Origin of the sequence: Methylobacillus rhizosphaerae, from assembly GCF_900187985.1 — a bacterium.
In the GTDB taxonomy this organism is placed as follows: domain Bacteria; phylum Pseudomonadota; class Gammaproteobacteria; order Burkholderiales; family Methylophilaceae; genus Methylobacillus; species Methylobacillus rhizosphaerae.
The window spans coordinates 74,922-98,613 of record NZ_FZOA01000005.1 but is presented as its reverse complement, the minus strand read 5'-3'; the positions used below and the strand labels follow the sequence as shown (position 1 = coordinate 98,613).

The 23,692-nt window shown below is 49.5% G+C and carries 19 protein-coding genes and 1 tRNA gene; 9 read left to right on the top strand and 11 right to left on the bottom strand.

Features of this window, described 5'->3' with window-relative positions; all coding sequences use genetic code 11:
* Positions 1-74: 74 nt before the first annotated feature.
* From CHB59_RS06750 to CHB59_RS06735, 4 genes are all read right to left on the bottom strand, one after another.
* The gene (locus tag CHB59_RS06750; RefSeq protein ID WP_089375616.1) at positions 75-1,745 is read right to left on the bottom strand and encodes a type I secretion system permease/ATPase; all 1,671 of its coding nucleotides are present in this window, start codon (positions 1,743-1,745) and stop codon (positions 75-77) included.
* Between the two features lie 114 nt (positions 1,746-1,859).
* Positions 1,860-4,046, bottom strand: a complete 2,187-nt coding sequence (locus tag CHB59_RS11875) for a calcium-binding protein (RefSeq protein ID WP_089375476.1) — start codon at positions 4,044-4,046, stop codon at positions 1,860-1,862.
* 121 nt (positions 4,047-4,167) lie between these two features.
* Positions 4,168-5,151 (bottom strand): hypothetical protein, encoded by a 984-nt coding sequence (locus CHB59_RS06740; RefSeq protein ID WP_245835079.1) that lies wholly within the window; start codon positions 5,149-5,151, stop codon positions 4,168-4,170.
* Between the two features lie 163 nt (positions 5,152-5,314).
* A complete protein-coding gene (locus CHB59_RS06735; protein ID WP_245835078.1) occupies positions 5,315-9,184 on the bottom strand; it encodes a TonB-dependent receptor in 3,870 nt (1,289 codons plus the stop codon).
* Between the two features lie 579 nt (positions 9,185-9,763).
* On the opposite strand from CHB59_RS06735, the gene CHB59_RS06730 reads away from it, so the two are divergent.
* The 4 genes from CHB59_RS06730 (at position 9,764) to CHB59_RS06715 (ending at position 12,751) form a co-directional block, all read left to right on the top strand.
* Positions 9,764-11,038, top strand: a complete 1,275-nt coding sequence (locus CHB59_RS06730) for a type II toxin-antitoxin system HipA family toxin (RefSeq protein WP_089375474.1) — start codon at positions 9,764-9,766, stop codon at positions 11,036-11,038.
* Complete coding sequence (locus CHB59_RS06725) at positions 11,031-11,324, top strand: helix-turn-helix domain-containing protein (protein ID WP_218816215.1); 294 nt, start codon at positions 11,031-11,033, stop codon at positions 11,322-11,324. Before CHB59_RS06730 ends, CHB59_RS06725 begins: the two co-directional genes overlap by 8 nt.
* Positions 11,325-11,724: 400 nt before the next feature.
* Entirely contained in the window at positions 11,725-12,066 is a 342-nt protein-coding gene (locus CHB59_RS06720) for an antitoxin VbhA family protein (RefSeq protein WP_143738697.1), read from the top strand.
* Positions 12,047-12,751, top strand: coding sequence for a Fic family protein (locus CHB59_RS06715; protein WP_089375472.1), 705 nt, complete (start codon positions 12,047-12,049; stop codon positions 12,749-12,751). Before CHB59_RS06720 ends, CHB59_RS06715 begins: the two co-directional genes overlap by 20 nt.
* Positions 12,752-12,887: 136 nt before the next feature.
* Here the strand turns inward: CHB59_RS06715 and CHB59_RS06710 are convergent, their stop codons facing one another.
* Both CHB59_RS06710 and CHB59_RS06705 read right to left on the bottom strand, forming a co-directional pair.
* Positions 12,888-13,910: a FecR family protein gene (locus tag CHB59_RS06710; RefSeq protein WP_089375471.1), complete on the bottom strand. Its 1,023-nt coding sequence runs from the start codon at positions 13,908-13,910 to the stop codon at positions 12,888-12,890.
* 34 nt (positions 13,911-13,944) lie between these two features.
* Positions 13,945-14,457: a sigma-70 family RNA polymerase sigma factor gene (locus tag CHB59_RS06705; RefSeq protein ID WP_089375470.1), complete on the bottom strand. Its 513-nt coding sequence runs from the start codon at positions 14,455-14,457 to the stop codon at positions 13,945-13,947.
* A gap of 365 nt (positions 14,458-14,822) precedes the next feature.
* Between CHB59_RS06705 and CHB59_RS06700 the strand changes: the two genes are divergently transcribed.
* Positions 14,823-15,413, top strand: a complete 591-nt coding sequence (locus tag CHB59_RS06700) for a nucleotidyltransferase domain-containing protein (RefSeq protein ID WP_089375469.1) — start codon at positions 14,823-14,825, stop codon at positions 15,411-15,413.
* Positions 15,385-15,834, top strand: a complete 450-nt coding sequence (locus CHB59_RS06695; RefSeq protein WP_089375468.1) for a DNA-binding protein — start codon at positions 15,385-15,387, stop codon at positions 15,832-15,834. Before CHB59_RS06700 ends, CHB59_RS06695 begins: the two co-directional genes overlap by 29 nt.
* 108 nt (positions 15,835-15,942) lie before the next feature.
* On the opposite strand, the gene CHB59_RS06690 is transcribed toward CHB59_RS06695, so the two are convergent.
* Positions 15,943-16,851: a LysR family transcriptional regulator gene (locus CHB59_RS06690; protein WP_089375467.1), complete on the bottom strand. Its 909-nt coding sequence runs from the start codon at positions 16,849-16,851 to the stop codon at positions 15,943-15,945.
* A gap of 146 nt (positions 16,852-16,997) precedes the next feature.
* Here CHB59_RS06690 and CHB59_RS06685 point away from each other — a divergent pair, with 146 nt between their 5' ends.
* Positions 16,998-17,654: an SDR family oxidoreductase gene (locus CHB59_RS06685; RefSeq protein WP_089375466.1), complete on the top strand. Its 657-nt coding sequence runs from the start codon at positions 16,998-17,000 to the stop codon at positions 17,652-17,654.
* Between the two features lie 58 nt (positions 17,655-17,712).
* Here CHB59_RS06685 and yddG read toward each other — a convergent pair whose 3' ends face one another.
* Positions 17,713-18,630: an aromatic amino acid DMT transporter YddG gene (gene yddG / locus CHB59_RS06680; RefSeq protein WP_245835077.1), complete on the bottom strand. Its 918-nt coding sequence runs from the start codon at positions 18,628-18,630 to the stop codon at positions 17,713-17,715.
* Positions 18,631-18,782: 152 nt separating this feature from the next.
* Here yddG and CHB59_RS06675 point away from each other — a divergent pair.
* Positions 18,783-18,858, top strand: a tRNA-Asn gene (locus CHB59_RS06675).
* 112 nt (positions 18,859-18,970) lie between these two features.
* Here the strand turns inward: CHB59_RS06675 and CHB59_RS06670 are convergent.
* The gene (locus CHB59_RS06670; RefSeq protein WP_218816214.1) at positions 18,971-19,177 is read right to left on the bottom strand and encodes a hypothetical protein; all 207 of its coding nucleotides are present in this window, start codon (positions 19,175-19,177) and stop codon (positions 18,971-18,973) included.
* A 221-nt stretch (positions 19,178-19,398) separates the two neighbouring features.
* On the opposite strand from CHB59_RS06670, the gene CHB59_RS06665 reads away from it, so the two are divergent.
* Complete coding sequence (locus CHB59_RS06665; protein ID WP_089375464.1) at positions 19,399-19,980, top strand: RcnB family protein; 582 nt, start codon at positions 19,399-19,401, stop codon at positions 19,978-19,980.
* 56 nt (positions 19,981-20,036) lie between these two features.
* Here the strand turns inward: CHB59_RS06665 and CHB59_RS06660 are convergent, their stop codons facing one another.
* A complete protein-coding gene (locus tag CHB59_RS06660; protein WP_179212097.1) occupies positions 20,037-22,199 on the bottom strand; it encodes a TonB-dependent receptor in 2,163 nt (720 codons plus the stop codon).
* 32 nt (positions 22,200-22,231) lie between these two features.
* Complete coding sequence (locus CHB59_RS06655) at positions 22,232-23,683, bottom strand: DUF3526 domain-containing protein (protein WP_089375462.1); 1,452 nt, start codon at positions 23,681-23,683, stop codon at positions 22,232-22,234.
* Positions 23,684-23,692: the final 9 nt, after the last annotated feature.

The following is a 23,692-nucleotide window of genomic DNA, read 5'->3' as shown; positions in this document are numbered from 1 at the left end:
CGAAAGGCGGCGTGGCAATATGGCGCTGTCATAACGGGTTCGGCTCAATATATCCACCTGATTCATCATCCCCATCACACCTTCCTCCTGGCTTCCTTGCTTGCCTGTTGCAATGAAGCAATGACTTCATCCGGCTTGCCATAGCGCAATATCTGGCCTTTCGACATCACCATCATGGTGTCGGCAATTTCCTTGATGCCTTGCAGGTGGCTGATAATGACGAAGGTAGTGTTTTGTGTCTTGAGCTGATACACAGCCTGCTGCAAGCGTTGTTCGCTGGCTTCATCCAGATTCGCATTCGGCTCGTCCAGCACCACAATCGCCGGTTTGCCATAAAGTGCGCGTGCCAGCCCGACCAGTTGCCTGCGACCGCCGGAAAGCAGGTGGCCTTCATGCCCGATACGGGTTTCAAGCCCATCTGGCAGCGTGGATATCCATGCTTGCAGTTTCAGCAGCTCAATCACGGCCTGGAGTTGCTCGACATCCGGTGTCCCGAAGCGGCAGATATTTTCCGCAATCGTGCCATCCAGCAATTCAATCTCCTGTGGCAGATAGCCCAGGTGCTGCCCCAGTTCTTCCTTGTCCCACTGGTACACATCCACGCCATCCAGCCGCACTTTGCCCGTGCTGGGCTGCAACAGGCCCACAAGCGCTTTTGACAGGGTGGTTTTGCCGGAAGCGGAAGGCCCGGTCACCAGCAGCACTTCCCCCGGTGCCACACGAAACTGCATATTGCGCAGCAAAGGCTCACGTGGATTGTCAGCAAGCGCATAACTCAGGTTTTCCACCGTGATCTGTCCGCTCGGGGCAGGCAGTTCCATGCCCGGCTGCGCAGCAGGGTGCTGCTCCAGCAAATCGCTCAGGCGCTCATAAGCCTGCAATGCATTGGCAAGGTTGCGCCACTGCGCAATAAACTGGCTGAAAGGTGCAAGCACGCGTGCCGCCAGGATGGAAGCCACAATCATCATCGCAGCGCCATTGACCAGCGACTGGTTGATGGCAAGATAACAGCCCAGACCCAGCACCATGGACGTCTGCGTAATCTGCAGAAACTTGGAATAAGCTGCATATTTGCCTGCAATTTCCGAAGCCTGCGCCTGGTGGTCAAGAAAACCCTGCTGCTTGTCCTGCCAGCGGGTTTCCAGTGCAGCCTGCATGCCCATGGCCCGTACCACTTCGGCATATTGCTGGATATTGCCAAAATAACGCTGGGCAGCCAGCGCATGCTGGTTAGCCTCCTGCAACGCAGGCTGCACCCGCATCTGGTTCAGGCTGGCAATAACAGTCTGGATCACCAATCCACCTAATGTCAGGTAACCCAGGCTGCTATGAATCAGGAAAATCGCAATAATGAAAATCAGGATAAACGGAATATCCATCATGCCGATCAGGGCAGGGGAGGCTAGCATCTCCCGCAGGCTGCGATAATCGGTAAACACACGCTGCGCCGGGAAATCAGCGGCATTAAGCCGGGCGGCAAAGGCAGCGTTGAATAACTTGGAATTCAGGGATTGGTCAAGCTCGGCGGCGGATTGCTGCAACATACTGCGGCGCACCCGTTCCAGGCTTTCCATAATCAGGTAAATAAACACCACCATCACGGTCAGCATCAGCAGCGTATTGGTATTGCGGCTGAAAATCACCCGGTCATACACTTCCAGCATATACCAGGAGGGAGCCAACACCATCAGGTTGGTAAAAAAACCGAAGAAAGCCACCTTGCGATAATGTGGCGCAAGGCCCATTAAGGCTTTCTTCAGTATGAGGGAAGGATTGTGTATCGTCACTAACAGTAATTCCTGCAGTATTTCCTGGTACAAAAAACTCCGGGCTGGAGAAATTCCAGCCCGGCCATACAGTTACACCACCACGATATCGGCGGCAGTAATGGAAGTAACACCAGTCAATACAGCAATCTCCACAGCCTCACCCGCGCCATTGCCATCAGCGTCATACAACAAGGTGTTGGTGCTGCTATCGAAGATCAGGTAATCATCAGCATCCGCAGCAGCAGAGCCAATCACCAGATTGCCGGCATTGAACCCAGCCAGGGAAGAGAACTGGTCAGTGTTCAGCTCAATCTTGTCCACGCCACTTTCAAAATCAGTGATGGTATCCACACCAGTGAGATCAAAAGCAGTATTGACATAGGTCTGCACCTCATCGTCGTCACCAGTGACAACCTGAGTCCACACCTTGCCGAACACAAACGTATCGGAACCCAGGCCGCCAGTCAGCGTGTCATTGCCGCCATTGCCAATGAAACGGTCATCCTGTGAAGTGCCAATGAAAGTCTGGGTGTTGCCGTTACCCTCAAAGGTCAGGCCATTGGCAGTGACGCCGGAAGCATCAATCACTACATTGTCGATCGTGCCGCCGTTGTTGCCTCGGGAATTGGAAAGGTCAGCCACAGTGCCGTTGGCGTCAAAGTAGTAGTGGTCATTCAGCAACTGCAATGCCGTATTTTCCACATTCAGGCGACCAACCGTACCGCCAACCTGAACCACTTCCATTTCCTGGAAATTGTCATCGTTCAGCAGCACAGTGCCAGCAGCCTGCGTGTTGGCGCCAATGCCAGTCGTAATGCGTAGGGTGTCAGTACCTTCACCACCCACAATCACATCATGCTTCGCACCAGTCGCAATCCACTCAGCGTTGCCATCATCAGCCTTGGAAGTAGTGCCTTGCACACCGCTGCCAAAACCGCCGATCAGGAAGATATCATCACCTTCGCCGCCATCCAGGTAATCAGCGCCGCCATGACCAACCAGCAAATCATTGCCGCCGTTGCCGTAAACTACATCATCACCCAGGCGGGCAGTGACATAATCCACGCCATCGCTGCCAAGTACGATCTCACGCGCGCCATCAGTTTCATTGGCACCGTCAATGCGCACATAGCTGCCTTCCTCACCATCAGTAGCGTCATAGATGATATCGACATTGTGGAACAACTCAGCTACAGAGAAATCATCAAACTCAATGCCAGCCGCGTCATACTCAACTTCCTGAGCACCCACGATATCTTCATCTGGCTCAAACTCGACTTCATCAAACTCCAGCTTGATAGTGACAGACTCAGTATCGCCGCCAGCCACGCCATAAATATGCGTACCAGGGTTAAGGAAGCCAAGGCTCAAGGATTCGCCATTGGCTTCAAGCTGCTCAGCGGAAAGAGTGATATTGACCCCACTGGCAAGCTCAATGCGCTCGATGCCTTTGAAATGGAGATTCTCAGAAAAGTCTCCTGACACTGCGAACTCCAGAGTATCAACTGCATTGTAGCCAGCAATAGTAGTGGCATAAGTGCTGATAGCACTGGAACCAGGGCGGGTCTGGATATCCAGGCGAACATCGGTTTCAATTTCTTCCGACATTTCCTGGTCTTCAATTTCCTCCCACTCCCCGGTCGCAGTGTCATAAACAATGAGTTCTTCTTCCTCTTCGTCCTCTTCCTCTTCTTCTTCGCCCTCAAGCTCAGAAACATTGATATAGCGTGCTGCATTTCCAGAATTATCCAAACCGGAAACACCTGCTTCAATGAAAACATTGCCTTCGGATTCGAGCGTGGTAGTGATTCTGAAAGTATCGTTACCACTGCCACCGATCAGAGCATCATCCGTTGTGACAAAGTAAAGATTACCATTTACAGTTTCATTGCCAAATGTGCTGCCTTGACCTTCAATGTAATCAGCACCGTCACCACCATGCAGGATGTCATCGCCATCACCACCAAAAATAACATCATCACCATCACCACCAAAGATGATGTCGTTACCGGAGCCAGCAAAAATATTGTCATTACCTCCACCGCCGAAGATGATGTTATTACCATTACCAGCATTAATGACATCATTGCCATTACCACCAAAAATAATGTCATTACCATCACCGGTGAGAATAATATCGTCTCCTGCACCACCAATAATCAGATTGTTTCCCTCACCTCCATCAATGAAGTTACCCAGATCATTGCCGATAATAAGATCTGATTCATTATTTCCGGTATAGGAAGTCTCTGTAGAACCTAAAACTTTTATAGCCATTTTTATTACTCCTCAATTCATTAACTTAAAAAAGTTACGCAGTAATCTAAATAAAGGTTCAGCAATAAATTCAATTACCTTTACTGAACCCTTATTCATGACGTCTAAAAAATACGTTTTTTTAGAATGGATTAGTATGTGCTGGTGCTACACTGCCTCCAGGTGGTACAAACCCTGGTATAGCTACTTCGATAAAACGGTTTGCAGAAACACCATCTCCATTTGTTTCCTGAAATGATTGACGAACTCTAATTGCTTCAGGTACAGCAACAGGTGCGCTGCTATCACATGTGGTTTTCACATACAGCACACTGGAGTGGGCTTTTGAACTACCATCATCATCTTGAATATTGACGTCCGTAGTAAAATTCACCCAATTTCCATCAATCGCAGCGGACTGCTGTGCTGCAGTTGGCACAGTAGATAGAGGAAAAGCATCCACTCCAACGATAGATGGCTGTGGAGATGAGTGAGCTGGGGTGGTTAATGGTAGCTCAGCAAACTCTGGAGGAGTTCGATGCTGGACTGAGGTAAAAGTCAAACCAGCACGAAATAACACTTCAGCTGTCAGAGATGGCACATAATAGGCGACTGCTACAGGGCGACCGCTGAAACCACCGCGTGCAATATCATTGATCTCAAAATATTGTGTGCCAGATGCCGGCAAATAGTCAGCACTTGCAGATGCTGTCATGACAGCTTTCATACCATAAATGCATTCAGTTTTTGCTGTATTACGCCAGACATATTCCTGTATATTTCCCACAGTCTTATTTACACCACCGGTATAAGTATTGTTGACGGTAATAGGCCTATTAGCAGCAGTGACAAGAGTAAATCCTGTTTCAGGAGCAGTAGTCTCATTGGCAGGAAATACTGCGCAAGCGTCACTGGAGCTACTAGGCGGAGTCGTAGGAGTGGAACCCAAATCACCAGTTGTATTGCATTGAACATAGGCCGTAGTACCAGCTGGGGAGCCAGAATAGTTGAATCCGGCAGCAACTGGTGAGCCCGCAGAAGGTAAGGTGACAAAAGCGGCAAAAACCGATGCAGATGTCATGCTCAGTGCTCCGATTACTGCCAATTGCAAGGCATTTCTTTTCATTTTGCTTCTCCTATGATTTACAATTAGCAGGCATTTGTGGCTGCCTGCGTCACCAATTCACCTGAATCTGCTTAAGTCTCTGCAAAGTCATTAAATAGATTCTGGTTGAATTCTTGAAAGGGCAGTTCACAAATGCCCCATCGAAATGCTTTTATCTTCATCCTCATTTCCTCGGATCAAATGAATAGCTCAAACTGATCCAAGCAGCTCTTGGAGCGCCTGGAGCCAGGAAATTCGTCATCAGCCAATCATTGGAGTTGTGGTTGTATCCATCTGGACCAATAGCGCCATTAATCGATGGTGAGAATGGGTTACGTCCAAGTTGTCCTGCTGTGAAATATTCTTTATCCAGTAGGTTGTTGACTCTTAGCCCTAATGTCCACTCAGAATTGAGCCTGTAACTAGTATTGAAATTCAGCATTAAATAGCCAGGAGTTGTGCCGGGGCTGGTCGCTTGACGAGCAACCGTCCTGTTTTCATAAGGGATAGTGTCATAGATAACTTCACCTTGGCGGTGCTTGTTATTTTCATTTCCTCTGACGAAAGAGAAAGAGTGAGCGACAGCAGTCAGGCCTACTTGCCACTTGGGAGTAATCTGATAGCTTAATGTGGCATTGAAGTTATGCAGAGGTACGCCAGGCATGCGGTTACCTGGCTTGACCTGAATACGGCGGCTATAACTATAATTGCCAAAATATTCTTCAACTGAACTGCTGTTATCATTCGCAGGCATCCAGAACGAATCCTGGAAGGTAGCTTCGGTCAGGGCATAGTTCAAGCGTAAACGCCATTTTTCGAATGCTGCTGTAATACCAGCTTCAAGGCCTTGGCGTCGAGTATCACCGACGGTGTCAAAGAAATTACGATTACCGGGATAACCGATCATGTAGATGTCATCGCGCAGATCGGTACGATATACGCCAAAATTCCACTCAACATTGTCGTTGAAGCGGCCACGCATGCCTAAATCAAAAGTGGTGGCCTTTATTTGAGGTAAATAAGGGTCACCAGAGAGGGTGGTCGGTAAAGAGCAAGCCCGGTTCTCTGCCAGACTCCTTGGTACGTAATAAGGATCGCCTCCATTGGGATATTCAATAAGAGTATGATCAAACGCACAACCCAGTTCGACTACCGATGGTACACGGGTTCCCTGGCTAACATTGCCATATACATTCAGCTCTGGTGTTGCTTGCCATGTTGCACCAAGTGATGGATTGAGTGAGTAATAGCTGAATTTTTCAGTTTCAGGTTTGTTCTGCAGTCTGGATAAATCTGGAATCTTGTAACCTGTAGTAGGACATTCGCCATTAATGCAAAGATTGTATTGATCGGGTAGTGCTTCAAACTGTGCCAAATCCCAGACATAGGAACCATAAGTTCGTGAAGCTATCTTGTTTTTCCCCTTAGTGTCGTTATAGCGTAATGCCCCTGTAATACTCAGAGTTTCAATCGGAGTCCAGGTTTCACTGGCATAAATACTCTTGGTAACCTGATGTCCTTTGAAATTAGCATTACTTACTTCCACGCTAGCTGCCGCATATTGATCTCGTATCTGACTTGCATCCAGATAGCCATCACGCTCTGCATCAAATAAGCCCAACATTTGTCCACTTTTATAAGTGGCTGAAGGCATGTCCACTGAAGCACCAACCATGAATTTGTGCTTCTCATAATTCCAGTTAAATTGCATTGAGGCACCATCAGTTACCTGATTGATTTGAGTATTAGTGATAACAGCAGTCGGAGTACCCTCAACTACGCCAGGTTGTTGCCCGCCAACCGCATTGGCACCATCAACCATCAATGGGTTTCCTGTAGTAGGATCTCTCACTGCCAATATATCTTTATAGCTTTCCTCATAAGAAGATGAACAGTTTGCTAAGTTAGTTGGAGCGGTAATCAGAACTAAATGTTTAGTACCATCTGGCGTGTAATAGTAGTTACTTACAAATGCTGACCATGGATCTAATACCCCGCCAGAAAAGGAAATATTGTTAGGATTGAATGTGTTATATATGTTTGCGCTAGATCCTTGCTCCCAGTTTGTATAGTCAGTCACTGGAGCCGGTTCTAATTCTGGCAAGGTTAAGTCTGACTGTGCTTCATACATCAAAGCCTGTTTCCAGTTTTTCCAATTATTGAAAACACTTGCAGCATATGCAACATAGTCAGCACCTTGTTCTGTATTGGTCAGAGTGGCATTTTTTTCAACTCCTGCTGATGCCAATGCTGCAGCCGCATCTCCCCCATTCATGAGAAACTCCATAAAAAATGGGCTTTGAGAAATATCATTGTTAGGTATATCTACAACATAGTAGTCCGGTAATTCATAAGCATTAGTACCGTCAAAAAGACAGGTGTATTGTTCACCTTCCTCTAATTTTCTTCTAACAAATGAATCATCATATTCCGTGTAAACATCAGCATTTTTTTGCTTGCGTTTACTATTTCTTCTGTAGGCTTGTCCAGTTATCGAGAAGTTATCATTAACAAAATAGCTGCCTGATAACTGGAATTGCCAGAGGCGGTTGTCTGTTGTATCTGGAGAGGTAAAGACGCTGCTTCTGTCCTGTGCATACATTTCACTTGGCAACATGCCATTACCAGTCAGATCATTCCAGACAACCAAGGTACTGAGGTTTAAATCCAGCTTATCGCCACGGTAACTACCTTTAGTGAACACTTGATTGACCCGACTTGGTGAGTTATCCCTCCAGCCATCTTCGAGGAAGATGTTGGCAGCAGCGAAGCCAGCCACGGTGCCGTTGTTCCATCCTCCTTCGGCTTGCAGCTGGCGTCTGCCAAAGGAGCCTGTCAATACTTCTGCATTGACTTTGGTATTGTTGAAACCATCCTTGGTTTTCATGGAGAGGGCACCACCCAAGGTACCTAAACCAAAGATAGGGTTGGAACCAGGGAATACGTCAAAGCTGGCAAGTGCATTCATGGGGATCATGTCCCAGTTCACGACATCACCAAATGGCTCGTTCACCCGAATGCCGTCGAAGAATACTGATAGGCCCTGTGGTGTACCAATTTGAGGGCCTGCGGTAAAACCACGATACTGCACATCCATCTGGAATGGATTGCCCTGATAGTCATTGACGTTGACCGATTGCAGCCTGGAATTCATCAGGTCTGCCATGCTCAAGGCATGTGCGTCCTGGATATCCTTGGCTGTGAGGGTCTGGACGTTGCCGGGAATTTGTTCTTTAGTGAGGCCGGTGCCGCCCAATGGCCCGATTTCATAGAAGCGCTTGGCGCGGACTTCAACTGAGTCCACCTTAAAATCAATATCTTCTGGTGAGGCCATGCCTGCAATCACAACGGCGCTGCCGTCTTCCATTTCGGATTCCAGGCCGCTGCCTGCGAGGAGTTTTTTCAGGGCGTCATTGGCGCTCATGCGGCCTTTGACGGCAGGGGCGGTTTTGCCTGTGGCGATGTTGCTATCGAAGGAGACGCTGATGCCTGTGGAGATGGCAAGCTGTTTGAGTGCGGCAGACAATGGCTGGCTGGGGATGTCAATGTTCATCGGGACAACTGAGCCGCTGCTTTCCTTGGCGGTGGGCAGTTGAGTGTTCAGTTCCGCTGCCTGCAATGGAAAAGTCATGGCGCTGGCAAGGGAGGCGGTGAGCAATACCAGGGAGGAGTGGTCACGTCGATACAGGTTCCTGAGTGCGCTGTGCAGTTTTCTCACCTTGGGCATGGGGTTGAGTGTGTTTGCCTGCGCACGGCCTTTATTGATATGTGCCGGCGCTGTTATCCCGGCAGATGCTGTTTTCAGGCCATCATGAGGTGTTTGTTTTGCCATTCCATTTTCCATCCTGGAATCTCCCTTTGAGCGTTTCATTCTTGTATCTCCTCTTAATACTTTTCCTGAACCACGGTTCAGGTCTCCATAGTTTTTCCCAAATTCCGGATCAAGCCGCCAATGACAGGGAAGGGGAGCCATCAGCCCATCCACTTCTTCTTGCCCAGCAGGTTCAACCCAGCTCACACTTGCCAGCCCGATCTTTTGTCGGGACTTGGCCATAAGAAGCCATACAAAAAATTGCTCCTTATACCTACTTAACTGTTTAGCCGCGAAAACCCTGACGTCGATTTGTAAAAAAATATGAAATTTTTTACACTTTTTTTGAATTAATTTAAAAAGTTATTTATTAACAATAGGTTAAAATGTTAAAAAATTTATATTTTTTTGAAAAAAATGAAGAAAAAGCAGTGAAAAGAGGAATGAATCTACTGAATCGAGCATTCGAAAGCAGGAAAAATGACATTTCAGATACATTTTCCGTAGCAAATCCCCTAGCCAGAACGTGAGGTAGCTTTCGATGCTGCACAGATATTAAAAAGTGACTCGCAGACAATCGAAAAACGGAGTGATGGTGATGAAGCGTTATATCGAGGTGGAAGCAGAGGGTGGCAATTGCCTTTATCCGCATACTCAAGATTCTGGCTCGAAGGCTGCTATGACAAGAGCAGGGTGCCGCCCTGAGAGAATATCAACCCCTGCCATGTTGAGCTTGCTGCGGAATTTTATATAATTTGTATATCTTAATGTATCAATTATGGTATTTACTTTTGGTAATTTGATTATTAGAATATAAAAATTATGGAAAGCATCATTGAGATTTTTAAAGATGGAGTGTGGATTCCAACTGCTGAATTAAGGCATATGGAAGGACATCGTGCGCTCTTTGATTATCTCCCCACGTATCAATTTGGAGATGATCCTGTTCCAATTTCTCTTGCCATGCCTGTTTTTGGTGAGCGGGTAGGCGTTGGGGAAAATGGGGTGCCGATTTGTCCGGCCTTTATGTTTGATTTGGTACCCCAGGGACTTGGCAGGAAGTATCTGCTTCAAGAGTTATCCAAGGCTGATGGTGATGGTATGGATATCCCACTGGCACAAATTGGTGCATTCAATCCAATTGGCAATTTAAGGCTTGATACGGCAGTCCGCTATTTTGATCGCTGGCGTGAACAGCATGCGGATACCCAGGTTGAGGGATTTACCCAGGAGCAAATTGTCAGCCGGCATGAGCCTTTTGTGAATCATATCTGGCTGCATGCCATGTTGACTGCCGGCACAACCGGGGTTCAGGGCGCTGCACCAAAATTCCTGCTTACCCAGAATCAGGATGGCCTTTGGTTTGCTGATTCTGCTCTGGAGGATAGGCTGGCCACCAAGCATTGGCTCGTTAAGTTGCCCAGAGGGAAAACCCAGGCGGACCTTGATGTGCTCAGGATTGAGGCAATTTATTTTGCCATTGCCAAAGATTGTGGTTTGCGCACGCATGGTGAGTGCTATACCAGCAACAATATGCTGTTCATCGAACGGTTTGATCGTATGGTGAATCCAGCACAGGGCAAAGTTATTCGTCTTCATCAGGAGAGCCTGCTTTCGGTGGCAGGTATTTCAGGGTTTCCCGGTGGTGTGTCGCTGTTTACGCTTGCCAATACCATTGCCCGATATGCAACTGATCCGGCGAAGGAGCTTACAGAGTTCATTAAGCGTGAGCTGATGAACCGTGCCATGGGCAATACGGATAATCATGGTCGCAATACGGCGATGCAATGTCTGCCTGATGGCACGATTCAGTTAACTCCTCTCTATGATTTTGCACCGATGTTCATGGACCCTGAGGTTGTGGCGAGAAGCTGTAGATGGATCAGGGATGGGCTCGAATTTGACCGGGTAGAAGATATTATTGCGCAGACCGATACTACCGATGAGGTCAGGCAGCATGTTCGCGGCGAGCTGGATGGTTTTTATGATGTTTTAAGCGAACTTCCCGTCATAATGAAGCGGAATGAGTTAGATCAATCAGTCATTGAGCGACTGCATTACAACATTGAAGCGGCAAAGGGGATGCTTCGTGGATAAACGGATCAAGAAGATAGACCATGCCGTTGAACGCCAGGCGCGTGACCAGTTTTTTGAGGCGGTGCAACGCGGTGAGATGTCTTTCGCAGAGGGTGTGCGGCAAATCCGCAAGCTGAGTAAACTCACTCAACCGGAATTTGCCAAGCATCGCGGTATTTCATTGGGCTCATTACGGCAAATAGAATCTGGCACAGGCAACCCCCAGGTCGAAACCCTGAATAAAATTGGCGAGGTGTTTGGACTGGAAGCAGGCTTTGTGACAAAACGCAAGCGGGGAGAGGGTTAGCGAGCGGTGTTTTGCTCTTTGCTGACTTGCTGGAACGAGTAAGCACAGGAAAAGACCGTAGATTGGCGGCACGGTTTACTTGCTTTCCATTCGTCATCAACGGCAGCTTTCATTTGATTTCCTGAAGTTCTGGACCATATGAAACATCCTCTTCCCCGGGCGAGTTGCTGTACGAATCCGTGATGGGCGAACTGGGTCTATCCGTGATGGAGACAGCCCAGCACCTTGAAATATCTCGCGTGTTGAATGGCTTAATCCGCCATTTTCCTGGTAAGCCTTGCGGCAATCTAATCTTGTGATCCATATAAGCGCTACAATACAAAATATGATGTAATGACATTGTCGTTACATCAAAACGTGAAGTGTAATGTTGGTAGCGATGTTTTTGTTAGGAGTGCTTATGTCTAAAGAAGCCACTATGACCATCCGGGTTGATACGGATTTACGCTCAAGTTTTGTAGCGGCGACAAAGCGGAATGATCGACCTGCTTCGCAGGTATTACGCGATTTTATGCGTTCCTATGTTGAGCTTACAACGGCTACTGCTTCATCTCAACAAGCTCAAGCCGCACCACAAGTCATCAGTCAGCGCCGTCAAGCGTCTGAAGCCGCAATAGCTTCGGTTCAGCTGGAAGGGTTTGATGTCCCTGCGGATACGCTAGCTGAGTCGGAGCGATTCATCAAAGGCGATATTGAGTTTTCCGAGTTAATAGCACGTCTGTATGAGCAAGCCGGACAATAATCCATTACTGGCTAAACGCCAGGAAAACGAGGCCCGGTTTGCCTATGTGCGCATTTTGGAGCTGCATCATGCTCCTGTACAAGGATTATTCGATGCAGCACATTTGAGAGAAATAAACCGGCGTATTTTTCAGGATCTGCCCAAGCTGGGTTATGCCGATGTGAAGCCAGGCCAATATCGGCCACCTGTCGAAGATGGCCGGGACTGGCTGAAAACCCGCTATCTAGAAACCGTGAGGCACTCTCTTACTGTTGCTTATTCCGCTATGGATCAGGCGTCACAAAAGCAGATTGAGCAGGTGTTAAAAGCGGCTGATCCAACCAGGTTATCAACACTGTCAGTCGATGAGTTCGCTGATGAAATTGGTGACCTTTACACCAATCTGGACTATTTACACCCATTTGCAGACGGTAACAGCCGTACATTGCGTGTATTTACTCAACAGCTTGCCAGAGAATCAGGTTTTGCCCTGGATTGGGAGCGCTTTGCAAAAACTCCAGCAGGCCGCGATCAGGTGTATATCGCACGCGATTTAAGCGTCAATCAATTGGCTTTAGCCAAAGTACAAGACCCAGGCACTCAGCGAGACATTATTTTCAGCCTGGATATCTTTGAGGGTAACAAGGATTTGCCTGCCTTGATCAAAGAGATCACCCGTCCTGCCAGCGCGGTTGTACCGAGATAAACCGCTAATCCAACTTGAGATTTCTGTTATGCCGATCCTTCTCCGGCTCCTGGAATAACCTAAGATACATTAACTTATCTCTTTCTCATCTAATACAGGGTGATCGGGGCGTTGTCGCGCCCGAGGCATCCAGTTGTTATGGCGCTATCAGGATGGTTTGGTCGTCAGCGTATTGCACGCTCAACGGGCTGATAACAGGTAGCTGGCGCAGGAAGCGTTCTACGTGCTGGGTCTGCACTACAGCTGTGACCTTGATGTTTTTATCTGGCGCTTGCCTGGCGGTGATGGGCGGCTGGCGATAGCGTGACAGGGTTTCGGTAATTTCTTCCAGGTCGGCCTGATCGAAGGTGATGATGCCTTTTTCAAAGCCAAAGGCATCGGCGGCAGGGCGCGCAACACGTTGGGAGGTGCCATGGAGGCTGACTTCAGCGACTTCGTTATCCCGCAAGGTCAAGACATGTTCTGCGTAGCGGCTTCTGGAAGCATTGTCGCTGGCATCGTATTGCATGGGTTCTACGCGCACGGTGCCGTGATCGACGCTGACCCTGACTTTGCTGTTGAATTTGTTGACGGCAAAGCGTGTGCCCAGCACGGTGATACGGGCCAGACCACTATCCACGACGAAGGGGCGATCAGGATTTTTTGTCACGTCAAAGCTGACTTCACCGCGCTTGAGCAGCACGAGGCGCTTGCCGCGTGTGTAGGTAACTTCGACGTCGCTATTGGCATTGACTACCAGCCTGGTGCCATCTTCAAGTATCTGGGTGCGCATATCACCGATGTCTGTGCTGGCAAGCAGGTGCATGGAGGGTTGGTTCTTCCATGTGTCATAGCCGATATAGCCACCCAGGCCAATGGCGGCGATAAAGATGGTGCTGAGTGTGTGGGTGATGACGTTGCGGACTTTTTTGCGGCGGCTTGTTTCTTCAATAGAGATTTTTTGCTGCATGGCGCTTTCAAGGTGCGCCAGCTGGTCGGAGGAGTCCAGTGATTCCCAGAGGGAACATACTTCCTGATATGCCTGCTGATGCAAGGGGTGCATGAGGAGCCATTGCTCAAACTGGCTGCGCTGCGGATGCTCGATATCGGCTCCTTGCAGGGTGACAAACCATTTGATGGCAGTCTGTCGTGCTGTGCGGCGGGCATCGTTCTGGCTCATTTGCTTGGTTCCATGCCTTCTGCAGGGCAGAAGGTTAATCCATCAGGTCTTTAGCTTCCAGCAAGTCTAGCATAGCCCGCATGATATGTTTTTGTACCATGTTGATGGATATGCCGAGCTTTTTCGCAATTTCCTGTTGGGAGAACCCATCTACCCGGAACATCATGAACACTTGCTTACAGCGTTCCGGCAGGTGATCCAGGATGTTGAGCAGGACGTCCAGGCGTTGCTGGACGTCGAGCAGGTGTTCGGCGGAAGGCGCGACGCGGGTTTCGTCATCCTCCAATACCTGGTCCTCATCGACCAATGGCAGGAACCTGGATTGCTCCTTATAGCCATCTACCAGCAAATTGTGAACAATTGTACGGAGATAGGCATGCGGTTGTTCCATCCGGTGGGAGTTGGTTGAGACGGCAAACCGGATTAATGCGTCATGCAGTACATCACAGGCAGCCCGATGGTAGCCTGTTTGGCGGTGAATCATTGGTAACAGGTCAAAATAGGCCCAGTTAAGGTCGATACCATGCCAGATTGTATTCAGTCTCATATTGATCCAATGCGCAAAGGATTCATTGGTTACAATGCAAAATTTGGGCCAACTTTAACTAAAAAATTAACTTATTGATTTTTATAATAAAATTATTGGTTTACATTGGTTGAGATTTTTGAGTTGGCTATATATAGCCAATTCGATTGGCTGTATACAACCACATGGCTATATATAGCCAATTTATTGGTTGCTGAAAAATGCGTGTTTGGCAGAGTAGGGAATGCAATGCTTAATACGTTGTCGGCGCAACTAGAATTGAGAGCTTGATGTGGTGTATTGCGCTGTTGCTCATTTAAAAATGGTTGCTTTGCTGTTATATATGTAGCATTATTTGCTTCATTTGTAGCATTAAAGAAAACATTATGTTGTCTGATGTATTGTTTGGTGAATATAGAAAGCGTGTTCTGGGGTTACTCTTATTGCATCCAGGGCAAAGCTATCATGTGCGAGAGTTGGCGCGATTAACCAACACCAGTGCCGGCACCTTGCATAAAGAACTCAGCAAATTATCTGGAGCAGGTATTTTGCAAAATGAGAAAGTGGGTAATCAGCAACGCTATAGCGCGAATCTGCAATGTCCCATTTTTGAGGAGCTTGCGAGCATATTGCGCAAGACATCGGGATTGGTGGATGTCGTTGCGGACGCTTTGTCGAGTGCCAGCAATCGCATTGCGTTTGCGTTTGTATTTGGTTCTGTTGCGCGAGGTGAGCAACATGCCCATAGCGATATCGATGTCATGATTATTGGTGATATCGGTTTTGGTGATGTGGTTGGTCTATTGCATGACAGCCAGGCAGGCCTGAAGCGCGAAATTAACCCAGTGGTATATTCGATTGAAGGGTTTCAAAGCCGCATTGAACAAAACGACTCTTTTATAAAAGAAATCCTGCAAAAACCGAAGTTGTTTATAATCGGCTCTGAACATGAGCTTAGAAAATTTACTGAAAATTAAGCAGCTCCAGTTACATGACCCGTCCAACGAGGCCTTGCTTCGTTTGCTGGACGCGATCAAACGCAACATTGAAGATTCCCAGGTTGATGTTGTGAGTGGTGAAACCAGATTTGATGCAGCCTATAAAGCCATTATGCAATGTGCGATGCTGGGATTGTGGTTGAATGGTTATCGCACATCCACAAGTCAACCGGGTCATCACCAGACAGCGATTCAAGCATTATCAATGACTGTCGGCATCGATAAATCCGCGATCATCGTGTTGAACGCTTTGCGTAAGCAAAGAAATGTGAGCGATTACGAGGGTGATCCGGTGAGTGATGAAGTGGTTATCGAATGTATTAAACAAGCAGAAAATCTATACAAACACATGCTCAACTGGGTCAGGATCAACCGGCCCGGATTGAATATTCGACTATAAGGCAGCTGTCAGTCCTCTTGGACTTGCCGTCATCTGTCCCATTTCCCAAGAAATTGGAACGCAGAAAGTCTGCACTCTCGATTTCCACTTGAAAGCGGGGTGGTTAGCCTATGACCTGGAGGTTTCCCCGCTGGTTTGGCGCAATGCCAGGCTGAGAAAGTCAAGAAATGTGCTCAGTTTCAGCGGCACTTGTTTTTCCCGGGGATAGAGCGCATGCACCGGGCGTGGCGGTGGAATGTGGGCTTGCAGGATTTCTGTCAGCTTCCCTGCTGCAATATCTTCTTCCAGCAATGCTCTGGGCATCATGATGATGCCTATGCCTTTGAGTGCGGCAGCCTGCAGTGCCTGGATGTTGTTTGAATCGAAGCGTGAAGGAAAAGGTGACCTGCCCATCAGTTGTTTTTGCATGAGCCGCCATCCGCTGTGGTTGCGCCAGTTAGTGAAACCCAGGCATTGATGTTGCTGCAGGTCTCGCGGCGTTTGCGGAATACCAGCCTGTGCAAGGTAGGCAGGGGAGGCGCAGATGACCCATTCAGACATGGAGAGTTTTCTGGCGATATAGGAAGAATCTTCCAGTTCGCCTATCCTGATTGCCACGTCAAAGCCTTCATCAATGATGTCGACAAAGCGGTCGGCCAGTGCCAGGTCTATGTTAACTTCCGGGTATTGCAGCAGATAATCGGCCACGATGGGCGCCAGGATACATGCGCCAAACCAGCTGGAGGCGCTGATCCGGAGCAGGCCTTTGGGATGTCCGCGCAGGATTTCCGCACCAGCTTCAGCCGCTTCCACTTGCCGCAGGATCTGTTTGCAGTTTTCGTAATAATTACGGCCGATTTCGGTCAAGTGCAGGCTACGGGTGGTCCTGGTCAGCAAGGTGGCTCCCAGCCTTTGCTCCAGGGCATTGACGTGTTTGCTGACCATGGCCTGGGAGATGCGGAATTTATCCGCTGCTGCCGTGAAACTGCCTGCTTCCACGACCGCAATAAACACTTGCATGCTGTCAAAACGATCCATGAGATTCGCCCCTATTGATAACTATCAGTAATTAATATTTTTCATATTATGCTGTTTATCTGATGATATGAAGTGTTCAGAATACTCTCCAGCATTACACATGGCGTTTTGAGGCCATATGTCTTTATTTCACTAGAGGAGAAGTCATGAAAACATTTCTGAGCATTGGCACTGGCCCCGGTATTGGCCTGGCAACGGCTGAACGTTTTGCCCGCGAGGGATTTCGCGTAATTCTCAGTGCACGTCGTGCTGACAATACCAATGCGCTGGTTGAGCAGTTGAAAGCCAAGGGCTACACAGCGGAAGCACTTAGCGTAGATGCCAGCGAGCCAGCTAATGTCGCGGCATTGGTGGCAACTGTTGAACAGCAATATGGCACGATTGATGTGCTGCATTACAACGCTGCCAATTTGCGCCAGGCCACCCTGGCTGCGCAGCCACAAGATACGCTCGTAGGTGATTTGGCGGTGAATATTGGCGGGGCTTTGGGTGCGGTGCAGGCTGTTGCGCCACAGATGACGCAAAGAAGATCAGGCACCATCCTGCTGACTGGCGGCGGTTTTGCCTTGTTCCCCAGTGCTGACTATATTTCTCTGAGTATCGGCAAGGCTGGTGTTCGCACGCTGACACTGGGGATGTTTGAGGCGCTGAAAGAGCAGGGTGTGCATGTTGCCTCTGTCACCGTGGCAACTTTCGTTACTCCAGGTTCAAAGGAGGCTACGGATATTGGTGAAGCCTTCTGGCAACTGCACCAGGAAACTGCCGGAGACTGGCGCGCGGAAGTGATGTATCCCGCCAGTTGATGTATAGGCTGGCATCTGAGGATGCCAGTTGTACGCGCGAGATGCCGGGCTGCCAGCTTCAGCGCTTCGGCAACTGTTGGCGGATGCTCCACCAACTGAGTAAGGAGCCCACCGTCACCATGATCACGCCCTGAATAAAGCTGGTTCCGGGCGTGATTTCCAACCACAGGCTGGCAAGCAGGACTGAGAGCACTGGGGTGAAATACGACATGATGGCAAGCACCGTAAGGTTGCCATGCTGGATACCGTGATTCCAGCACGGATAAGCGGCTCCCATCAATACGCCTGCCACGCCCACCTGCAACAAGCCATTGAGATTGTTCAAAGGCAAGGCTGGCGCACTGCTGAACCCATACTGACACCAGAGGAGCAGGGCTGTCGCCAGCAGAAATAGTGGCACTGGGTTATGCCCCTGGCCATAACGGCGGGTGAATACAGAGTAAATAGCCCAGAGGAAAGCAGCACAGAATGCCAATCCGTAAGCCAGCGGATTATCCTGAAGATTGTGCCACAGCAGTTCTGCTGACCACGGAGAATCTCCTTTCATCACCCAGACAATGCCAAGGAAACAGAGCGCCATTGCGGGCCAGATTGACCAGCTGCTGCGCTGTTGCCTGGTAATCACGGCAAACATGACGGTCAGGCCCGGCCAGAGATAGTTGATCATTCCCAGCTCCAGCACCTGCAAACGGTTGTGCGCCAACCCGATGGACAATGCCAGTGCAATTTCATAACTCACGAACAACAGGCCACCTCCCCACAGATAACTGCGCGGCAGGGATCGCAAGCCGGGCCAACCTACCAGACAAGCCGCACAGAGGCTGCCCAGTGTAAACACCATGGCCGGGCCGCCCACCGGGCCGAATATCTCTGCAATGCTGCGGAACAGCCCGATGGTGGCGCTCCATAGCAGAGTGGCCATCATGCCGACCAGGGTAGGGAAGAGCGATCTATGTTTGTTGGAGGAAAAGGCCACGACTGGACATCAGGGGAAAACCGGGAGTGGGCAATATGCCATATAACACTCACTGGGACGAGCGGTAATTGTTCCGTTAGGATGGTTGTCAGGCTGTGTAAAAAAGTGCTGGCATTTTGTTAGCGTTATGGCATAATTGCGGCCCTATCGATTCCCTGATAGCTCAGTCGGTAGAGCAACGGACTGTTAATCCGTGTGTCCCTGGTTCGAGCCCAGGTCGGGGAGCCAAACTGGAAGCTCGCTATTAACCATTGTGTTGATAGCGAGCTTTTTTATTTCCTGCCACGGCGATGAGTTTTTCCGCTCACTCAGTCATCCTGCAAGTTCCTGCCTTTTCTGCCTAATCACCAATCTTGATGACGATCTTACCGAATGCACCACGAGAAAGATGTTTGAACGTTTCCACAGCCTCATTGAAACTATAAATCTGCTCAATGACTGGTTTTATATTATGTTGATTGAAGAAGAAGGGGTTCATGCAGTCGAATGAGGAGCGTGGTGCAACAGCAATGCCACGAATAGTCGTCTGGCGAAAAATCAACGGCATCAGATCCAGCTAGATGTCTGACCGGCCATGAACCCTACCTGAGCGTAAAAAGCTCCTTTTTTGACGTATGTAATTTTAGGTAATTCTCAGCCATGGCCTCTGAAAGTCATGCCATAATGGCATCGCTCACTCCATCTTGAATATAGCGTTGAGCGTATCGCTGCATGCGCCGGGTTGCATGCCTGGCTTGTAGTCATCAGCAGAAAACAAGGAGAAATAAGATGAGTTCAACATTACGACAACGTGGCAAGCTGTCTATGGCAGTAATGGCCTTATTGGCTGCCACGACATTTGCATCGATATCCGTATGGGCTGCACCACCTGATAATCATGGCAACGGCAACGGCCATGGCAATGCGAACAATGGTCATGGAGCTGGAAAAGGTAATCAAGGGCAAGGGCAGGGCAAGAATAAAAACCGTGATTACCAAGGTAAAGATTATGGTGCGCGCGAGCGTGAAGGTGTGGAACGACATGGCAATGTCGATATCCGCTTTTCCAATGATCAGCGCGTAGTGATCCATGATTATTACCGTGATCAGTTCAAGACCGGTCACTGTCCTCCTGGACTGGCAAAAAAGAACAATGGCTGTATGCCGCCAGGGCAGGCAAAGAAATGGAGAATAGGCTATCCATTGCCGCGAGATGTCATTTATTACGACCTTCCATCTGTGATTATTGGCCGACTGGATCCACCTCCTGCGGGGTATCGCTATGTCAGGGTTGCCGCCGATATTCTGTTAATTGCCATCGGCACCGGCATGGTGATTGATGCGATTGATGACTTGTCAAATATGTATTGATGGTAAGCCGCTGCAGCCTGCGGATGAACAGACTGCAGTGGGCGCTTGGACGAATATCAGAACTTCATATTCACTGAAACCTCAAAGGTGCGAGGAGCTGCAATGATTGCCTGGCGCCCATTGGTCGAGCCATAGGTAGCATATAATTCGTCAGTGAGATTGCGTATGCGGAAGCTCAGGTTGACCATTTTGTTGATTTTATAGTCTGCCGACAGGTCGATTGTCGTATATGCAGGCAATTTGACGGTATTAGCATCATTGGCATAGGTCTTGTCGACGTGCCGAATCCAGGAGCCAATGCTCCAGTCACTGCTGGGCAGGTAGCGAATACCCAGGTTGGCAACATAATCTGGCACGAAGGGCGGTTGGTTGCCGCCGAAATCCACAGGTGGCACGCCTGTACTATATTCATCATACCGCGCTCGTGTGGCTGCAATATTGGCATCCAGTTGCCATTGCGTTGTCGGGCGCAGCCCTAAACTAAGTTCTATGCCTCTGGAGGATTGTTGCCCTATGGGCAGGCGATTGGCTGAATTGTTGGGGTCGGAAACAAACACATTTTTTTTGGTGATTTCATAAATAGCTGCCGTCCATTCTCCTTTTCCACCCCAGAAAGCATGCTTGATGCCAACTTCCGCTTGCCTTGCCGTGGTCAGGTCCAACTGGCTTTGATCACGATTCAACAATAAGATTGTGCCGCCCGGTTCGACCGCACTACCGAAAGAGGCATAGGTTGTCAGTGTCGGGGTAATGTCATATACCGCGCCAGCGCGGAAGGAAACAAACTCGTACTTGTTGGATTCCCTGGCGACGGAGGTTGTGGTGTATTTCCAGTGTGTATCGAACTGGTCATAACGCAACCCCAGTACCAGTTTCAGTTGCCTGGTCAGCGCAAGCTGGTCATCCATGAAAAGTGACCATTGGTTAATGCTGACATTGCGGATGTCTGTGCCTTTGTAGACGCCGCCTGAGCCGGTGTCAAAGCTGCTGTCCTGCGGGTCGTAAGGGTTTATGATCTGCGAACCGGGGAAACCATTGCGCTTGTTCTTGAAATCGGTGCGGTTGATGTCAGCACCGATCATAAAGCGGTTCTCCAGTCCGGCAATCTGGCCCTTATGCAGTACTTCGAAACGGTTGCCCAGTAGTTGATGGTCATGATCAAGATCACCCCAGGAGGAGCGGGTGACGGTGTTGTTGGCGTTATAGGCATATGCCTCGACGTTGCGCCAGTCGCGGTAGGAGTCGTAATAGTAGAGCTGGTTGCGTACTTCCCACTGTTCATTCGGTGTCCACTCCAGGTTGGCACGCACCCAGAGCGTGTCGGACTCGTAGCGGTTGCCGCTGATATCGTTGTAGTTGACTTTACGCAGAGAGCGTTTGAGCTTGCCATCGACCAGAGGGGTGCCGAAGTAGATGTTATCGGTATTGTCGTAGAGTTTATCGAGTTCCAGAGTGAGCCTGGTTGTGTCACTGAGTTTGAACAGGACAGAGCCGGTAAACCGATCCAGGCTACCTCGTTCCTTGTCGACATTGGTACCGAAGCGGCTGCCACTGTAATCGACGCGGTAGGCTGCCACATCATCATTGATGGCGCCACCGGTACCAACATGCAGGCGATGGGAATCAAAACTGGAGAATGTGTAGTCAATATCCAGAGATTGTTTATTAAAGCTGGGCTCACGCGAAATCAGGTTGATGGCTCCACCGACTGAACCTTCACCGTGCAGTACACCGGCCGGCCCCTTGATGATTTCAATACGATCGAAGTTGGCAATATCGATCACACGGGCAGACATACCTGAACCACCGGGGACACGTACGCCGTTGTAGAGCCAGGCCACAGCATTGTTGGTAAATCCCCGTGTTGAGATCATACCGGGCGTGCCGGGTGTCACCGCGGTGGTGAAGCCTGCCGCTTTTGCCACAGCTTCCGTGACCGTGCGATCACCACGCTCCTGCATGGCATCCTTGGTAATGACTTCCACGCTGGCGGGAATTTCCTGCAAGGTAACTCCCAACCGGGACGCAGTACTGGAAGGCATATCAAGCGGCGTGATGCGGGTGTCCTTTTTAGATGCCACTGTGACCTCTGGCAGTGTTTCCGCATCAGCATAAGCCAAAGGCGTACTCATCAGCACGATAGAAGCTGTCACTGCGATATGACCTGATTTTAGTTTCCAGTTATTTTCTGGATTCATGACAAAATGGTTAAGCAACATGTCCTCCCTGGACATTGATTTAGTTTGAATCACTACACTACCGAGAAACGACGCATCCGCCTGATGGCAAACGCGATGACGATCAAGGCGGGAATGACGAGCAGTAACAATCTTTTCAGGATGCCCGATACCTGTACTGGCACTTCAGCCCACTCAAAGTGCGGCATTTCGGCATAATCCTGCTCAGTCATGGCAATGCTGTTCAGCAGCCTGGGTTCGAAATACTCTTTCCAGCGTTCATGAAACCGGTCAACCTGCTGCTGGAATTCCAAGTAGCGTGCGGCGCCATTGCCAGCGATAGCCGCCATACCTTCGTAAGTGACAATGGCAGGCGAAATCCACCCGAACCGTTCAACCAGCATTTGTTGCACAGCAAGTTGCGTGCTGAATTCATTGAGTACACGCTGGATTTCTTTATCCACATCGCGCTGAATGAGGAATTGTGCCTGCCTGCGCGGGGCGACCTCGATTTTTCCATCCCTGGGCAATAACACTTCTGGATCTTGCGTGAACCTGTAATCACTGCTGAGTTTGTCGTGATAACGGTTGAGACCTTCAATCGTGATCAAGCGGGTCTTGGTCGCCAGTTCAATTCGGGAAGGTGCTGGGCTGAGCAGGCCGACCACGATGTTCAGCACTACCGGGATAACCAGGACGAACAGTACCCAGGCTGCCATAAGTGCCAGAGCATTGGTAGCGGAACTGCGTCCGATGATATTGACCAGCAAAGCCAGTGCAAACCAGAATCCGCCATAAGCCAGCACCAGGCCTAGCCAGCCTAATACGGCAGGCAGTTGGTCAGCCTGAAACAGTTGCGGGCGCAGGACTCCGAGCAGGAGCAAAGGCAATACCGCCATGATGAGCAGCACAGGCAGCGCACGCACCAATAGTTTGCCTGCCACCAGGATGGCCAGGCTGAGCGGCTGCGACAGCAGCATGCGTAGCGTGCCTTGTTCGCGTTCGACAGTCAGCAGGTTGTAGCTCAGTGCAAAAATGATCAGCGGGAACAGGTAGACCAGCACAAAGGTAATATCGAAATGACCACTGAGCAGGTTCCAGGGATTTTCGATTTCAGTGTCATACATAAAGCTGGCTTTGCTGCGGTCGGTCACCTTGTAATAGTTGGGCAGCATGTCTGACTGGCCGAAAGCCAGGGGTGACAGTGCCAGGGTTGGCAAGGTGGCATACCGCATTTCCATCCCACCGCCCACTGAAGCAGGATCGAACGGGTTGGCGAATGGATCTGGCTTTTGCTCGCCGCCAAGCAAGGCCCGCAGTGTCGTTATATTCTCGGCATGCTTGTCTGCCTGCTTCTTTGCCAGTTCCTGTGCAGCATGCTCACGCTGCAAGGTTTCCTGGTAACCGTTATAGAAACCATACAGCACGAGGGCGACTAATAGGCTGCCAACCAACAGCAATGTACGGTCGGCGATCAGGACTCTGAGTTCATGCAGGAAAACTTTGCCAAACAATGCGCTTTTCATTGTGATTCC

Excerpts from the sequence above, each read along its gene's own strand:
- CHB59_RS06700 (WP_089375469.1), top strand. The coding sequence starts at position 14,823 with ATGTTGTCTGATGTATTGTTTGGTGAATATAGAAAGCGTGTTCTGGGG.
- CHB59_RS06750 (WP_089375616.1), bottom strand. The coding sequence starts at position 1,745 with ATGGGCCTTGCGCCACATTATCGCAAGGTGGCTTTCTTCGGTTTTTTT.
- CHB59_RS06685 (WP_089375466.1), top strand. The coding sequence starts at position 16,998 with ATGAAAACATTTCTGAGCATTGGCACTGGCCCCGGTATTGGCCTGGCA.
- CHB59_RS06670 (WP_218816214.1), bottom strand. The coding sequence starts at position 19,177 with ATGCCGTTGATTTTTCGCCAGACGACTATTCGTGGCATTGCTGTTGCA.
- CHB59_RS06710 (WP_089375471.1), bottom strand. The coding sequence starts at position 13,910 with ATGAGCCAGAACGATGCCCGCCGCACAGCACGACAGACTGCCATCAAA.
- CHB59_RS06715 (WP_089375472.1), top strand. The coding sequence starts at position 12,047 with ATGAGCAAGCCGGACAATAATCCATTACTGGCTAAACGCCAGGAAAAC.
- CHB59_RS06655 (WP_089375462.1), bottom strand. The coding sequence starts at position 23,683 with ATGAAAAGCGCATTGTTTGGCAAAGTTTTCCTGCATGAACTCAGAGTC.
- CHB59_RS06660 (WP_179212097.1), bottom strand. The coding sequence starts at position 22,199 with ATGTTGCTTAACCATTTTGTCATGAATCCAGAAAATAACTGGAAACTA.
- CHB59_RS06695 (WP_089375468.1), top strand. The coding sequence starts at position 15,385 with ATGAGCTTAGAAAATTTACTGAAAATTAAGCAGCTCCAGTTACATGAC.
- CHB59_RS06740 (WP_245835079.1), bottom strand. The coding sequence starts at position 5,151 with ATGAAAAGAAATGCCTTGCAATTGGCAGTAATCGGAGCACTGAGCATG.
- CHB59_RS06665 (WP_089375464.1), top strand. The coding sequence starts at position 19,399 with ATGAGTTCAACATTACGACAACGTGGCAAGCTGTCTATGGCAGTAATG.
- CHB59_RS06730 (WP_089375474.1), top strand. The coding sequence starts at position 9,764 with ATGGAAAGCATCATTGAGATTTTTAAAGATGGAGTGTGGATTCCAACT.
- CHB59_RS06720 (WP_143738697.1), top strand. The coding sequence starts at position 11,725 with ATGTCTAAAGAAGCCACTATGACCATCCGGGTTGATACGGATTTACGC.
- CHB59_RS11875 (WP_089375476.1), bottom strand. The coding sequence starts at position 4,046 with ATGGCTATAAAAGTTTTAGGTTCTACAGAGACTTCCTATACCGGAAAT.
- CHB59_RS06735 (WP_245835078.1), bottom strand. The coding sequence starts at position 9,184 with ATGGCCAAGTCCCGACAAAAGATCGGGCTGGCAAGTGTGAGCTGGGTT.
- CHB59_RS06690 (WP_089375467.1), bottom strand. The coding sequence starts at position 16,851 with ATGGATCGTTTTGACAGCATGCAAGTGTTTATTGCGGTCGTGGAAGCA.
- CHB59_RS06705 (WP_089375470.1), bottom strand. The coding sequence starts at position 14,457 with ATGAGACTGAATACAATCTGGCATGGTATCGACCTTAACTGGGCCTAT.